This window comes from Halomonas sp. AOP7-B1-5, from assembly GCF_052353045.1.
GTDB lineage: Bacteria > Pseudomonadota > Gammaproteobacteria > Pseudomonadales > Halomonadaceae > Vreelandella > Vreelandella colorata.
On sequence record NZ_JBQTDC010000032.1, the window covers coordinates 1 to 15,608 of the forward strand.

Consider the following 15,608-nt stretch of genomic DNA (forward strand, 5'->3'; position numbering starts at 1 on the left):
AAAACCACAGTATTGGCATCATCAGAATGGCCAGCGATAGCCACATCCATCCTAGCTTATGAATAAACCCAGATAGCGGTAGCTGCGCCTGCTCATTGGGTAAAAAAAGGCCAATAATCCAGTTTGCGGGCCATACCTGCGTATAGGCCTGTAAACCTATTTGCCCGCTAAACAACTCACCAACGCCATCCCCCTGCCAACCGTCAAGCGCCTGATCCAATAAAGGGTTAGCCGCGGGAACCGCTATTTCAGTATTAATCAGGGTGACCTCCGGGTGATACAGTATGGTTCCAGAAGCAGTCGCCACACCGGCATAGCCTTGCTCACCTAGACGCACTTTCGCCAAACGGCTAAACAGCCCGCCTGAATCAAGACTGAGCACACCACCCACCATGCCCACGAACTCGCCGCTATCATTAATACGCGGCACGCTCACCAATACCATAGGTGCATTGCTGGCTCGACCTGTAAAAGGCTCACTCATGTGCGGCTGCCGCGTTCCACGCACCATTTTGAAAAACTCGGTATCAGACGTATCAAGCCCTACGCGTCCCACAACACTTGGCCAGTCAGCAATAACGCGCCCATCTCTACCAATCACCACAATGCCATCAAACCAGGCCATCATGGTATCGTTGTGGCGCAGCTCGTAACTTAGCCATTCGGGATCATCGCTATAGCCAATAATTCGGTCTAGACGCTGCAGTGCATCAATGCGTAACTCAACTTGCTGAGTGACCTCATCTGCCAAGAGCCGTGCTTCGTAGCGCAAGTGAGCCATATTGGTTTCAAGCACCAGGGTTTTACCCACCTGCCATGCCAAACCCAACAGCAGTGCAACCAGCAACAATAAGGTTCCTGAAAGTCCCAGCAGTAGCCGACCTTTCAGCGTCCTCAAAGAACGTATTTTCTTTAATGGGTAAGACAAGAGCACCTATTATCCTTTTTTGAATACTTCCCTGTACTTGCACACCACTCATTATTCGAGTTAATACTAAATTACCAAAAACATCATTATTGTGCGCGTTGATTAAAACAAAGTTAATTCTATTATTTTTAAACTATTCGATTATTTGTGCTATTTGGTAAAAATTAGTAAGTACTTACTGCGCTCAATTGATAAGCGCGCCGGTTTCACGTATGTTCGCTCGCCTAGCTTATTATCCCGTTACTAACGACGATCCTCTCATGGCGAAAAGCACGGCAGGTTACACATCAGCAGGCATTGGTAAAATAGACACGCTTCCCGCTCTGCTGTCTGAATTTAGCCACTTCTCACGCCTACGATCATTTCAAAAAAAGCCTGATGCCGTCATTGGCTGGGGCCTAAAACCGACAAGCCTTGCTGCCAGGCGTTATGCCAAACGTCACCGGCTACCTTATATCGCCCTGGAAGACGGCTTTTTACGCTCGCTTGGCCTTGGCGTGGCCGGCTTTCAAGCGCATAGCGTAGTGGTTGACCATACCGGCATTTATTATGATGCCTCACGGCCCTCGGATCTCGAAAACTGGCTAAATACCGCTTCGTTTACATCAGATGAAATTCATCATGCCGAGCGATGTATCAAGCAGCTCTCCCGCTATCGCCTTTCAAAATACAATCATGCACCGGACATTACTATAGACTACTCGCCCCTGGCGAGGGTGTTGGTAGTTGACCAAACCGCAGGTGATGCCTCGATTGAATTTGGCGGTGCAAGTGCAGAAAGTTTCGAGCGCATGCTGGAAGCCGCGTTGAACGACCATCCAGACGCTGAAATTCTGGTCAAAATACACCCAGACGTCATTGCCGGTAAAAAACAAGGGCACCTGTTAAACGCACAAAACCATCCGCGCTGTCGCTTGATTAGTGAAGATGTTAACCCCTGGGCGCTATTTGATCAGGTGGATACGGTGTATGTGGTTACCAGCCAACTGGGGTTTGAAGCTTTGCTGGCGGGCAAACGCGTTCACTGTTTTGGTTTGCCCTTCTATGCCAGTTGGGGATTAACCCAAGACCAAGTTCCCTGCTCACGACGACGTAAACAGCGGTCGCTAAATGAAGTGTTTGCGGCAGCCTATTTACGCTATACGCGCTACGCCAACCCCTACACGCTTAAGCCCTCTACATTAGAAGACACCATCGCACTAATTGCTGATCAAAAACGCCAGCAGGAGCGGCTGTGCGGCGAGTGGCTGGCGTGCGGCTTTTCATCCTGGAAGCGGCGTTTTATTCATCATTTTATGGGAGGCGCGGCGCAGCTTACCTATCAAGCGGCGCTGCCCAATAAGCCGCCTGCACAAAAACTTTTAGTGTGGTCCAGCCGTATTGACCCAAAATTCGAGCAGCAGCACGCAGCGCTAATGCCCCACATATGGCGAATCGAGGATGGTTTCATTCGCTCAGTGGGTTTGGGCGTGGATCTTACCCAGCCACTTTCGCTAGTGATTGACGCCCAGGGCATTTATTACGACCCGAACCAGCCAAGTGACCTGGAAACACTACTCCAGCACACAGCGTTTAGCGATGATCTGCTTGAACGAGCAGCGCAGCTGCGAGAGCGCTTGGTGGCGTTAAAGCTTTCCAAATACAACGTCCGCGGGCACAGCTCTATCGATTTGCCGTACAATAAGCGGATGATTTTGGTACCGGGCCAAGTCGAAAGTGACGCCTCCATCGCCATGGGCTCGCCTCAAATACGTACTAATAATGCGCTTTTAAAAGCGGTTCGCGCGGCCAACCCTGACGCCTACATCATCTATAAAGCACACCCTGATGTGATAAGTGGCGCGCGCATAGGGGCACTCGAACCCGATACCCAACGCCTGTATGATTTAGATGCCAGCCATATGGATATCGCGACACTATTAGAGCGCGTCGATGCGGTTCACACCATGAGTTCATTAACCGGATTTGAGGCACTATTACGCCACCGCGAGGTCGTAACCTATGGCATGCCTTTTTACGCTGGCTGGGGATTAACGCAGGATGCCATGCGTTGCGAGCGCCGTTCACGCCGTTTATCGCTCGATGCGCTGGTAGCAGGCACGTTAATTCTCTACCCGGGCTATGTAGACCCGTTAAGCCGCCAGCTTTGCAATGCGGAAACCGTCGTTAGTCTTTTAGAACAGGCAAGAACATACCAGCCGACGCTGACATGGAAGCAGCGTCTCTACCGGCTTTACCGTAATTTATTGATTGGAAGACATTGAGTTGAAGCAAAAGCGCGCATTCTTATTCTTACAAGGGGTCTGCTCGCCCTTCTATCAGCGTTTGGCACGTAGGCTTTCTGACGACGGCCACCGCGTGGTTAAGGTCAACTTCAACGCAGGCGATATTGCTTACTGGCAACGGACGCATAGTGAAAACCATTTATTTCGCGACCCATTAAGTGAACTGCCGGCCTATATTGAATCACTCTGGCAGCGCTACGCGATCACTGATCAGGTAATGTTTGGCGACCGTCGGCCTATTCACCGGCCTGCGGTTGATAATGCCCAAAAGGCTGGAGTGCGCACGCATGTATTTGAAGAGGGCTATTTTCGCCCTTTCTGGGTAACGCTTGAGCGCGATGGTGTTAACGGGCATTCGCTTTTACCCCGTGACCCCACGTGGTTCTATGAAACGGGTAAAGCGCTGCCTGAAATGCCCCCACCCGTGCGCTTTCGTTCATCGTTTAAGATTCGCGCCATGCACGATGTTGCCTATCATCTGGCGGGGTTAGCCAACCCGTTGGTGGCGCCGCATTATCGTAACCATGCGCCCATTACGGCGCCAGTCGAGTACGCTGGTTACATCAAGCGTTTTACGCTGTTGAAGCAGTGGAAAAAGCGCGACGCCCAGCGTATTAAAACGTTGATTGAAAGCGCCAAGCCTTACTTTATATTGCCGCTTCAGCTAAATACGGATGCCCAGATTCGTGACCACTCGCCTTATGCCAATATGCAGGAAGTGATGGATCATGTAATGGGGTCGTTTGCCGAGCATGCGCCTGGCGATGCGCTGCTGTGCATAAAAAACCATCCGCTGGATATGGGGCTGGTGAACTATGCCAACATCATTAAACAATTGGCCCAGTTTTACGGCCTGCAAGAGCGCATCGTCTATTTGGAGTCAGGTAATTTAGACACGCTTATCAAACATGCCTTGGGTACCGTAACGGTTAACAGCACCGTCGGGTTTGTTTCTCTGGAGAAGCAGTGCCCCACCTTCGCGCTGAGCGACCCGATCTACAACCTCGCCGGGCTTACCTATGAAGGAAGTCTGAATGAGTTTTGGAATCAGCCGCCCAAGCCAAGTCAGGAGCTTTTTAACTACTTCCGCAACACGGTGATGCATACCGTACAGGTCAACGGCGGTTTCTACTGCCAGCCCAGCATTGACCTCGCGGTCAACAATGCAGCCCACATACTGGAAGCCTGCCCATCGCCGCTGGAGAAATTACTTTGAGCATCGCGTCAACATCCGGCGCCCAGCGCTGCGTATTGATTACCGGGGCGACGGGCGCCATTGGCGGTGCGCTGGCAAAAGCCTACGCCAACCAGCACACCCATTTAGTGCTGCATGGCCGGCAGCAAGAGGCACTCTTGGCTCTAGCCGACACCTGCCGCGAACAGGGTGCACAAGTAACCACTGCCTCGGTCAATCTTACTGATGAGGCAGCGCTCGCGCAGTGGCTTCATGCCCTTTGTGCAGAGCACCTGCCGGATATCGTGATAGCCAACGCGGGTAAAAACACCCATCCCCAAGTATCAGGGTCGCTGGAACCCTGGGACGATGTGCAGGCCCTATTGGATATAAACCTCAAAACGCCAATCGCCATGGCTCAGCATTTGGTGCCCGCGATGCAGGCGCGGGGCAGCGGTCAGCTGGTGTTTATCAGTTCGCTTGCCGGGTGGCACGGCCTGCCTTCCACACCGACGTATAGCGCCAGCAAAGCAGGCATTAAAGCCTACGGCGAAGGCCTGCGCGGCCTGCTGGCCCCTCACGGCATCGGTGTGACCGTGATAATGCCTGGCTATGTAACGTCACCCATGTGCAACGCCATGCCCGGCCCCAAGCCGTTCGAATGGCCACCGGAGCGGGCAGCCAAGGTAATCAAACGCGCGATCGATGCTAACCGGGCGCGCATTAGCTTCCCTTTCCCGCTTAATTTCGGCACCTGGTGGCTGGCGGTACTTCCTGCTGGGGTTTCCCAGTGGCTGATCAAACGTCTGGGCTTTGATCATATTGACCACTCAGGGGGTGGCTAAGATGACCACCTCACTGTCTATTCAGCTACTATTTCAGCTACTATGGCCTCTATTAACAGGCCTGCTTGGAACGATCGTTTTTGAAGCGCTGCTTAGCCCGCGCCCTCAACCGCTTTGGCGGCGCGGCTTGGCGGCCAACAGCGTGCACCTGGGCAGTTGGCTATTGCTGTTTGGCGTATTTGTTTTAGTGCTTCAGCGCCCCTGGTTTGCGGTAATTTTTATTCTTTCACTACAGCTTGTCGTCGTTCAATCCAGCAATACCAAATCACGCACGCTGAACGAACCGTTTATTTGCCACGATTTTGAATACTTCTGGGATGCTATTCTTCATCCCCGCCTTTATGTACCTTTTTTTGGTACTGGCCTTGCCATTGCCGCGATTGGTGCGGGAGCGGCAGCTATTGGGGCGTTTGTGTATTGGGAGCCTTCGCTAGTATCGCGCTGGGGCGGGCAGCGTTTTATTACCCACTGCTTGCTGATAAGCGTGTCAGGCGTGCTGCTGATTACGCTGGGTTGGCGAGCGCTTGCGCCAATTACGCTGAACCCTGTTGATGACATGAACCGTCTGGGGCTATTCGCAAGCCTTTGGGCCTACGGCGTTGCGTTAATGCGCTCCTCCGCGCCCGCACCGGAACAATCGCCGTTTTATCAGTTAGCCCATCATCTGAAAGAAGACCACCGCACACCGTTACACGGCGATGCTTCATCAGAAGCACGGCCCAATGTCGTGTTGGTGCAAAGCGAATCGTTTTTTGATCCGCGCCCCTGGTATGCAGATGTCAGCGGCAGCTTGTTAACGCATTTTGATGCGACGCGTAAGCAAGCCCTAGAGCATGGGGAGCTAAGTGTGCCTGCCTGGGGCGCCAATACCGTGCGCACGGAATGCGCGGTACTCACCGGGCTTTCACCCAGCGCCTGGGGGCCGCGCCAATTTAACCCCTATCGCACGCTGTCACGTCATCCACTTCCCAGCCTTGCGAGCACGTTTCAGGCAGCGGGTTACCGTACGGTATGTATTCACCCCTACCCCGCCAGCTTCTATATGCGTCATAAAGTGATCCCCCTCTTAGGGTTTGATCAGTTCATCGATATCAGCAGTTTTGAGAGCAGCGATAAGCAAGGCCAGTACATTGGCGACTTAGCCGTGGCACGAAAGGTTGGACGACTGCTTGAAGATAGCGATAATAGACCGTTTTTTGTATTCGTCATTACCATGGAAAACCATGGCCCGCTACACTTGGAAGCGCCTCAGCAAGAAAGTTTAGCGGCTACGCTGCCCACAGCGCCCTGGCCACTGCCCACGCACATGCGCGATTTATCTGTGTATTTGCGCCATTTGGGCGAGGCCGACAAAATGCTGGCCAATGTCAAAACCGCCCTGAATGAGGCTAAAAGGCCGGGGCTGCTAGGCTGGTATGGCGATCATGTGCCGATTCTACCGGCAGCGTATGAATACTTTTCACCGCCTAAAGGTCATACCCCGTACATGATATGGTCAACGGAATTGCCCAGTCAGTCTCAGGTACGATCATGCGATACAGCGCAACACCAGCATGAGCCGTACGCGCTGGAAGCCAGCGAACTTGGCGTCCAGCTATTTAAACAAGCGTTTGGACGCGGTATAAGTAGCGATGTAATCAAGGCAGAACCAGAACCTCAGGAGCAAGAATGACTAAACGCGTTGCCATTATCGGCGCCGCCCATCGTTTCCCCGGCACCACCCCTGAAACGTTCTGGCAGGACCTGCAAGCCGAGAAAGATTTAGTTACCCAAGTGGCGCCTGACCGCTGGAGCCATGACGCCTTCTGGCACCCGGACAAACGCCATCCCGGCACCAGCGTCACGTTTGCCGCGGGTAGCCTTGGTGATATTAGTGGATTCGATGCTGAGTTCTTTGGTATTTCGCCCCGCGAAGCGGCCAATATGGACCCTCAGCAGCGCATGCTGCTAGAGCTCGCCTGGGAAACCATGGAAAGCGCTGGCATCGTGCCAAGCAGCCTGCGTGGCAGCCAGTGTGGAGTGTTCCTAGGCGTTGCCAGCCTTGATTACTCGTACCGTATGGCCGATGACATGGCGGCCATCGATGCCTCGACCGCCACGGGCAACACATCCAGCATTGCCTCAAACCGTCTGTCTTACGTGTTTGACCTGCATGGCCCCAGCATGTCGTTGGATACGGCTTGCTCATCATCCATGGTCGCATTTCACCAGGCCTGCCAGTCTATTCGCAGCGGTGAAACCAACATGGCGCTGGCCGGCGGCATTAGCCTTCACCTTCACCCGTACGGTTTTATTATTTTCTCCAAGGCGAGCATGCTGTCGCCGACCGGTCGCTGCCAGGTGTTCGATGAAGCGGGCAACGGCTACGTACGCTCTGAAGGCGCCGGGCTTTTCCTGCTCAAAGACTACGACCAAGCCATCGCTGACGGCGACAATATTTTGGCAGTAGTGGCGGGCTCGGCAGTTAATACCGATGGCCATAAATCGGGCATCACGGTGCCCAACCCTACCGCCCAGATCGACCTGATGCGCCGTGCCTACGCGCAGGCAGGGATTGCGCCCGATGAGATCGACTACCTGGAAGCTCACGGCACGGGCACCGCCGTGGGTGATCCGATAGAAACTCGCGCCATTGGCGAAGCCTTGGGCAAATATCGTCAAACGCCGCTCCCGATTGGCTCTATTAAAAGCAACGTCGGTCACCTGGAAACCGCGTCAGGGGTAGCCGGTCTTGCCAAAGCACTTTACAGTTTGCAGCACCGCGAAGTGCCCGCCACCATCGGTATTCGTAAGCTTAATCCGCGCATTAAATTTGATGAATGGAACCTGCACGTCGTCACCAAAGCCCAGCCCCTGAAAAAAGAGGGTCGCCTGGTGATCGGGATTAACTCGTTTGGCTTTGGCGGCGCTAACGCCCACGTCATTCTGGAAAGTGCGCCTGAAAAATTACCAGCGCCCAGCCAAGCGCCCGCCCACGCCGTGCCTATTCGGCTAAGTGCCAAAAGCCAGGAAGCGCTTACCGCGACGGCCCAGAATCTCGCGGCGCACTTTACCGCCAGCCATAATCAAGACAGCGCTAATGATGGCAGCAATGCGTTTTACGATATTGCCCATACGCTATTCCATCATCGTGAACAGCACGCATTTGGTGCGCTCTGCTTTGCTAAAACGCCAGAAGAGGCCGCCGCGGCGCTAAACCAATACGCCGAGGGGGAGACCACAAGCGTCACCACCCTGGAGCGGCTAACCAATGCCCGCGGGCCTGTGTTTGTGTATGACGGCAACGGCTGCCAATGGGAAACCATGGGCCGTGACCTGCTCGAGTCGGCCCCGGTATTTGCCGAGGCAATTGATCGTGTAGATGCTCTGTTCCAGCAGTACGGCGATTTTTCACTACGCGCCGAGCTTACCGGTCAAAACGGTGAGAACCGCTTCGAGCTTACCGAAATTGCCCAGCCCGCTCTTTTTGCGCTGCAGGTAGCGTTAACCGAATGGCTTAAAGCGCAAGGCGTCCTGCCGACAGCGGTATTTGGACACAGCGTGGGTGAAGTCGCCGCCGCCTGGGCATCGGGCGCGTTAAGCCTTGAAGACGCGGTAAAAGTGATCTATTACCGCAGCTTCTATCAAGGCAAAACCCGGGGCATGGGTGGCATGACCGCGGTTGCCATGAGCGCTGAGGACATTGCCCCCTTGCTTGCCAAACCAGAATTCAATCAGGTGTGTCTGGCAGGTATTAACAGCCCTAAAGGGATTACGCTGGCCGGTGAGAACGACCAATTAACCGCGCTTGAGGCAGCCTTAAGCGAGCAAAGCACCTTTGCCAAACGCCTGCCTTTGGATTATGCCTTCCATAGCCCGGCCATGGACAGTATTCAAAGTGGCGTGATTGATGCATTAAGCACGATTACGCCACGTGAGACGCAGCTCCCCTATTACTCAACCGTCACTGGCGAACTCAGCCAAGGTAGCGCCTTAGGTGCTACCTATTGGTGGGAAAATATCCGCGAACCGGTCCTATTCGATCACGCCGCGACCGCGCTGATTAAACAGGGTTATAACGTTTTTGTAGAGATTGGCGCTCACCCCATCCTGCGTCGCTATCTTAATGAGTCACTGCGCCAGCAAGAGCGTAACGGGCTGGTGATTGGCACGATCGAGCGTCACAAACCCGGCCTTGAAAAACTTCAGCAAAGCGTTAGCCAGCTGCTATTGAGCGGGCTAACGTTTGATATACGCCATATCTTCCCCGTGGAAGGCCAGCGCGTATTACTGCCGCGCTACACATGGCAGCGCACACGCCATTGGGTCAACAGCACCGAAGACGGCCAAGGCCTGCTTTCCCGCTACTACCAGCATCCGCTGCTGGGTTATCCGCTGGCACAGCAAGAACACACCTGGGAAAGCCAGCTGGATACCAAACGCCAGCCCTGGCTTGCCGACCATGTAGTGGGTGAAGGCGCGGTATTCCCAGGGGCAGGCTTTGTTGAGTTAACTCTGGCCGCCGCGCTGCAGCAGAAAGATACCCCGCTTTTAGATATCGAAGAGCTGGAAATTCGCGCACCGTTGCTGCTGGACGGCCCCAATGGCCGCACCTTGCGCTTATCGCTTAACCCGGATGACGGGCGCATCGCCATTCACTCCCGCGAGCCGGCCACCGGCGTTGAGTGGCAGTTGAACGCAGTAGCACGCAACATGCACGAAAGCCGCGGCTTTCTGCTCAATCGCCAAGCGCCAGCACTGCCTACGCGCGCGCCGGATTACACCCTGGCGGATCACTTACACCTGGCTGAGCGCATCGGCCTGCATTACGGCCCTGCGTTCCAGGCGATCAGCCACGGTTGGATCGAAGATAACGCCGTGATCGGTGCTATCGACTTATCCAGCGACGTTCAGGCACAGCTATCGACGCTTCACGTGCACCCAGGCATTCTGGATAGTGCTTTCCAGATGTTTATTCCGCTGCTGGCACAGCACAGCGAATTTGCCGCCCAGCTTGCATTTGTTCCCGTTCGAGTAGGCCGTATACAGGTCAATACCCAGGCCGGCACGCCGGTACTGGCCCGTGCTGTGATGGGCAAACGTGCACCCCACTCGTTTACCGCTGACTTCGAACTTTATGACGCGGCAGGTAACGCCGTTGCCGTGCTGAGCCAGACACGCTTCAAGGCGATACGCCTGAACCGCGCTCACCACCAGCAGCTTAGCTACCTGGATGTTGAGCTGACGCCAGCGCCGCTTAGCGCTTCGCCGCTTCCCCTGCCTGCCGAGGCATTAAGCCGCCTGGCGGGGCTGGGCGATCGTTACGCGACGCATACCGGCCAGCGTTATGCTCAGGAAGTCGCCCCATTACTGGATAGCCTCAGCGAAGCATTTGCCCAGCAAGGCTTTACCGTCGAGGGTAACGACGAAGCCCTGCCGCCTGAAACGATCTGGCAACTGCTGGTACAGGACTACCCTGACTACTTTGCGCCGATTCACCTGGTAGGCCGGCTCGGCCTGCATCGTCAGGCGCTGCAAAATGGCTCTACCCAGCTAGATACGCTGGGTATTTCGACAGAGCACCTGGCAAGACTTAACCGCGTGCTGGTTGGCGAAAGCGGCTGGCAGGTGCTTGCCAGCGAGCTGGGCAGCCTAATGGAAGCATCGCTTGGCGCCTTGGGTGCAAGCGAGCGCTTACAGCTGCTTGAAGCTGGCCCATGCGCACCGGCGCTGGGGCAACGCCTGCTGGAACAGCTGGCCGGCTCACCGCTAGCCGATAATCATCACTATCGGGTGATCACCACGCATGACAGCGCACGCCATCAGGCCGAGCAGTTGCAAGAGCGTTACCCGTTAATTGATGTGCAGTCGTTGGATGATGCGCCACCGACGTTAGCAAACGCAGAAAAAGCCCAGCTAGCCTTTATCAGCGCGGATGCCACCCAGCCTGCCCGCACGTATCAGTTGATTGAAGCCCTACCAGCGCAGCTAGCGCCTGGGGCACATATCATGATGGTGGGCGTTGCCCCCAGCCGCTGGCTAGACGATGTGCTAGCCACGCCGGGGATTGATCAAACGGCTCTGGAACCCGCCACGGTAAGCGAGTGGCTAAGCGCCCAAGGCTTTAGCGTTTCAGCCCCTATCGAGCTTGAAGAAAGTGATACCGGCGCGTATCTGCTGCATGCCCAGATGCCCGAATCGTCATCTGCACAGGCAACGGGAAGCAGCGCGAATGCAGCTTGCCAGCTAATCGTGACCGATGACGCCAACCAAGCGCTCGCGGCGCGCCTTGCCAACGCGCTTACCGCGCGTCAGGCAAGCGTGATCGTTGAGCAAAGCGACGGCTCGCCCAGTGAACTGTTACAAAATTCGCTGGATGAATGGGGTGAAGCTCTCCAAACGCTGAATGTGATTGATCTGCGCGACCTTGGCAACACCGGCACCGCCGCGCAAACGCTGCGCTGCCACCGTGCTCAGCAGTGGAGCCTGGCTCTGGAAGCCGCTGGGCTTGCCTCGGCAACGCTATGGTTGACCACTCAAGGCGTTAGCGTGCTGTGGCAGTCGCAGCACACGCAAGCCCACATGTTTGATGATGCCGCATTCTGGGGCTTTGGCCGCTCGCTTGCCAATGAAGCCGTTGGCCATACCGCCAGCCTGCTGGATATCCCTGACGACGTCAGTGATGCTGCGCTAAGTGCATGGGTCGAGTCGTTGACCGCGCCGGATAGCGAAAACGAAGTCGTCATTAATGCTAACGGTGAGCGCTTTGCCACCCGTCTGCGCACCTTGCCGGCACCGGCGCCTCAACAGGTAGTTGACGGCACCTCAGCGCGGCAGGCAATGACCCTCGGCTTTGCTCTTCCCGGCCAGTTGCGCCAGCTGCAGTGGCGTCCGCGTGAGCTGCCCGCGCTCAAGGCCGATGACGTTGAAATCAAGGTAAAAGCCACGGGGCTTAACTTCCGTGACGTGATGTACACCCTCGGCCTGCTGTCTGATGAAGCGATCGAGAACGGTTTTGCCGGGCCGACGCTCGGCCTTGAGTTCTCCGGCGAAGTCGTCGCTGTCGGTGATAACGTCACTCACGTAGCCCCAGGCCAAGCCGTGGTTGGTTTTGGCCCGGCAAGCTTCAGTGACCGGCTGATTGCCAGCCAGCACGCGGTGGCGCCGCTGCCGGAAGGCGTAAGCTACGCTGCCGCCGCGACCATCCCCACTACGTTCTTTACCGTGTACTACGCGCTAAAACACCTGGCACGCCTGGAGCCGGGCGAAAAAGTCCTGATCCATGGTGCAGCGGGCGGCGTAGGCATTGCCGCGCTGCAAATCGCCCAGTGGCTTGGCGCGGAAATTTACGCCACGGTAGGTTCTGAAGAGAAGCGTGACTTTTTACGCCTGATGGGCGTTGAGCGCCTTTATGATTCACGCTCGCTGACCTTTGCTGAAGAGATCCTTGAAGATACCCAAGGTGAAGGTGTCGATATCGTACTGAACTCGCTTGCCGGAGAAGCCATCAACCAAAACCTGCGCGCCCTGCGCCCTTTTGGTCGATTCCTGGAACTGGGTAAACGCGATTTCTACGAAAATACACATATCGGCCTGCGCCCGTTCCGCAATAACTTAAGCTATTTCGGTATCGACTCTGACCAGTTGATGAAGGTACAGCCCGCCCTTACCCAGCGTTTGTTTGGGGAAATGATGGCGCTGTTTAACGACGGCACGCTCAGCCCGCTACCGTTTACCGCGTTTAGCCATAGCCAGGTGATCGATGCCTTCCGCTATATGCAGCAAGCGCGCCAGATCGGCAAAGTCGTCGTTACCTACGAGCAGCCCATTGCGCCGCCCAAGAACGAGGCGCTTGGCTGTGAAACGCTAAACCTTAGCGGCGATGGCAGCTACCTGGTGACCGGTGGCCTGGGCGGGTTCGGTCTTAAAACCGCTCAGTGGCTGGTCAGTAAAGGCGCTCGCCAGCTAATTCTGCTTAGCCGCAGCGGCCCTTCCAGTGAAGAAGCGCAAGCCGCTATCACCGAATTCGACGCCCAAGGCGTCAAGGTGATGGCAGTTGCCTGCGACATTACCGACCGCGATGCGCTGGCGAACGTCCTGACACGTGCCAACGCTGAGCTTGGCCCGCTGCGCGGTATCGTGCACGCCGCCACGGTGATCGACGACGGCTTGATTCGCAACCTGAATGCCGAGCGTATTCAAAAGGTATTAACACCCAAAATTGAAGGCGCCCGCCATCTGGATGCGTTAACACGAGACGAGCCGTTGGATTTCTTTATCCTCTACTCATCAGCGACTACGCTCTTCGGCAACCCAGGCCAGGCCAATTACGTGGCCGCCAACCACTGGCTTGAAGCGTTTGCAGCTGCCCGCCGGGCAGTTGGTCTTCCTGCGACCTGCGTACGCTGGGGCGCGATTGAGGATGTCGGCTTCCTGGCCCGCAACACGCGTACGCGTGATGCGCTGCAAGAGCGCTTAGGCGGTTCTGCCCTGCGCTCTGATGATGCGCTTAACGTGCTTGAGCAAATGCTGGTAACTCCCGGGCCAAGCCTTGGCGTACTGGAGCTTGAGTGGGGAGCGCTGGCCCGCTTCTTGCCGACGGCCAATGCGCCGCGCTTTAACGAGATAGCCCGCGCCAGTGATGACGATAACAGTCATGAAAGTGATGATGATATCAGCGCCCTGCTTGCCGACCTTTCGCCGGAAGAACTGCACACCACGGTGACAGAGCTACTTCGCGCAGAGCTTGCGAGTATTCTGCTGATTGAAGAAGAGAAGATTGACGTTAATCGCTCGGTCTACGATATGGGCTTTGACTCGTTGATGGGCGTTGAGCTGATGACCGCAATCGAAAACCGCCTGGGCGTTCAGGTGCCGGTCATGGTGCTCAGCGAAGCCTCAACGCTTAACAAGCTCGCCGGTGTGCTGATTAAAAAGCTCCACCAGCATGACGATGATGTTGAAGAAGCACCGCAAGATGCGTTAGCCTCTCTCGCCGCTCGCCACGGGGCTGACGGGCTCTCTGAGCCTGCCTCAACATCATCGACGACCGAGACACCATGACCGCCAAGCGCTCTGATTTAAAACGGCAGCTGTTGGAACAGGCACGTAAACGCAACACGCCACGCGCCACCAACGCTGCCAGCTCCTCTCCAGGCTACGACACATCCTCAAGCCCGGTGCCCGAGCGCTTTACGCGATTTGATGCCCACCCTGGCTATCAGCAGCTTGCCATGCTGCGCCAGGGCGCCGAACAGTTGGGGTTGAAAGACCCCTTCTTCAAAGTGCACGAAGGCGTTGCCGGAGCAACCAGCGTTATTCAAGGGCAGCCCTGCATCAACTTCGCCAGCTACAACTACCTTGGCTATTCAGGCGACCCACGCGTTAACCAGGCGGCCAGCGATGCAGTGGCTCGCTATGGCACGTCGGTATCCGCCAGCCGGGTAGTCTCGGGTGAACGGCCGATTCACCGTGAGCTTGAACAGGCCATCGCCAAGGCTTACCAGGTCGATGATGCGGTTGCGTTTGTTAGCGGGCATGCCACTAACGTTTCAACGCTTGGCTATCTGCTGGGGCCTAAAGATCTCGTGCTCCACGATGAGTATATTCACAACAGCTCATTGGTCGGCGCGCAGCTTTCCGGTGCCAAGCGGATGTCGTTTGCGCATAACGACCCCGACGCGCTAGATGCGCTGCTTAGCCGCCATCGCCATCAGTTTGAACGTGTGATTGTAGTCATCGAAGGGCTTTACAGCATGGATGGCGACATCCCTGATCTGCCGCGCTTTATTGAGCTTAAAAAGCGCCATCAGGTATGGCTGATGGTCGATGAAGCGCACTCTTTCGGCGTTATGGGCGATAGTGGCTTAGGGCTTCACGAGTACTTTGCCATCGACCCGTGTGATGTAGATATCTGGATGGGCACCATGAGCAAAACGCTCTCCGGATGCGGCGGTTATATTGCGGGTAATAAAGCCCTGGTAGAAACGCTGCGCTACTTTGCGCCGGGCTTTTTATACAGCGTGGGAATGCCTGCCCAAGTGGCTGCGCCATCCATCAAAGTGCTTGAGCTAATGCAGCAGGAGCCGGAGCGGGTGGAAAAACTTCACACGATTTCGCGCTATTTCCTGCAGCAAGCCCAAAAGCACGGCATGGATACCGGCCATAGCATAGGTGCTGCCGTAGTGCCCATTATTGTGGGCAGCTCGCCATTGGCGGCGCATCTTTCGCATACGCTGCTTGAGCAATACCACATCAACGTGCAGCCGATCCTGCATCCGGCCGTGCCTGAAAAGAGTGCCCGACTGCGGTTTTTCCTATCCTATGCCCACACTCAGGAGCATATTGATCAAACGTTAGATGCCCTGGCCGCCCTGCTCGCCCAAGCCAAAAGCTAA

The 15,608-nt window shown here is 55.7% G+C and carries 7 protein-coding genes; 6 read left to right on the forward strand and 1 reads right to left on the reverse strand.

The window, feature by feature from the left end; genetic code table 11:
* Nucleotides 1-898 (reverse strand): cache domain-containing protein (locus ACT3XD_RS14745; protein ID WP_444280600.1); only part of this gene is annotated, 898 nt, incomplete at its 3' end.
* A gap of 290 nt (nucleotides 899-1,188) precedes the next feature.
* On the opposite strand from ACT3XD_RS14745, the gene ACT3XD_RS14750 reads away from it, so the two are divergent.
* Genes ACT3XD_RS14750 through ACT3XD_RS14775 form a run of 6 tightly spaced genes read left to right on the forward strand, consistent with a single transcriptional unit; the run spans nucleotide 1,189 to nucleotide 15,608 of the window.
* Entirely contained in the window at nucleotides 1,189-3,192 is a 2,004-nt protein-coding gene (locus tag ACT3XD_RS14750) for a capsular polysaccharide biosynthesis protein (protein WP_192539578.1), read from the forward strand.
* Nucleotide 3,193: 1 nt separating this feature from the next.
* On the forward strand, nucleotides 3,194-4,429 hold the full coding sequence (locus ACT3XD_RS14755; RefSeq protein WP_192539579.1) for a capsule biosynthesis protein: 1,236 nt from the start codon (nucleotides 3,194-3,196) through the stop codon (nucleotides 4,427-4,429).
* Nucleotides 4,426-5,232, forward strand: coding sequence for an SDR family NAD(P)-dependent oxidoreductase (locus ACT3XD_RS14760; protein ID WP_225736323.1), 807 nt, complete (start codon nucleotides 4,426-4,428; stop codon nucleotides 5,230-5,232). Before ACT3XD_RS14755 ends, ACT3XD_RS14760 begins: the two co-directional genes overlap by 4 nt.
* Before the next feature lies 1 nt (nucleotide 5,233).
* Entirely contained in the window at nucleotides 5,234-6,904 is a 1,671-nt protein-coding gene (locus tag ACT3XD_RS14765) for an LTA synthase family protein (protein ID WP_192539580.1), read from the forward strand.
* On the forward strand, nucleotides 6,901-14,274 hold the full coding sequence (locus ACT3XD_RS14770) for a type I polyketide synthase (protein ID WP_192539581.1): 7,374 nt from the start codon (nucleotides 6,901-6,903) through the stop codon (nucleotides 14,272-14,274). The genes ACT3XD_RS14765 and ACT3XD_RS14770 overlap by 4 nt, the downstream gene beginning before the upstream one ends.
* Nucleotides 14,271-15,608 carry an aminotransferase class I/II-fold pyridoxal phosphate-dependent enzyme gene (locus tag ACT3XD_RS14775; RefSeq protein ID WP_192539582.1) on the forward strand — a complete coding sequence of 446 codons (1,338 nt, stop codon included), beginning with the start codon at nucleotides 14,271-14,273 and terminating at the stop codon, nucleotides 15,606-15,608. The genes ACT3XD_RS14770 and ACT3XD_RS14775 overlap by 4 nt, the downstream gene beginning before the upstream one ends.

Bases quoted from the DNA above. Each gene is read 5' to 3' on its own strand.
- ACT3XD_RS14750 (WP_192539578.1), top strand. From the start codon at position 1,189: ATGGCGAAAAGCACGGCAGGTTACACATCAGCAGGCATTGGTAAAATA.
- ACT3XD_RS14765 (WP_192539580.1), top strand. From the start codon at position 5,234: ATGACCACCTCACTGTCTATTCAGCTACTATTTCAGCTACTATGGCCT.
- ACT3XD_RS14770 (WP_192539581.1), top strand. From the start codon at position 6,901: ATGACTAAACGCGTTGCCATTATCGGCGCCGCCCATCGTTTCCCCGGC.
- ACT3XD_RS14775 (WP_192539582.1), top strand. From the start codon at position 14,271: ATGACCGCCAAGCGCTCTGATTTAAAACGGCAGCTGTTGGAACAGGCA.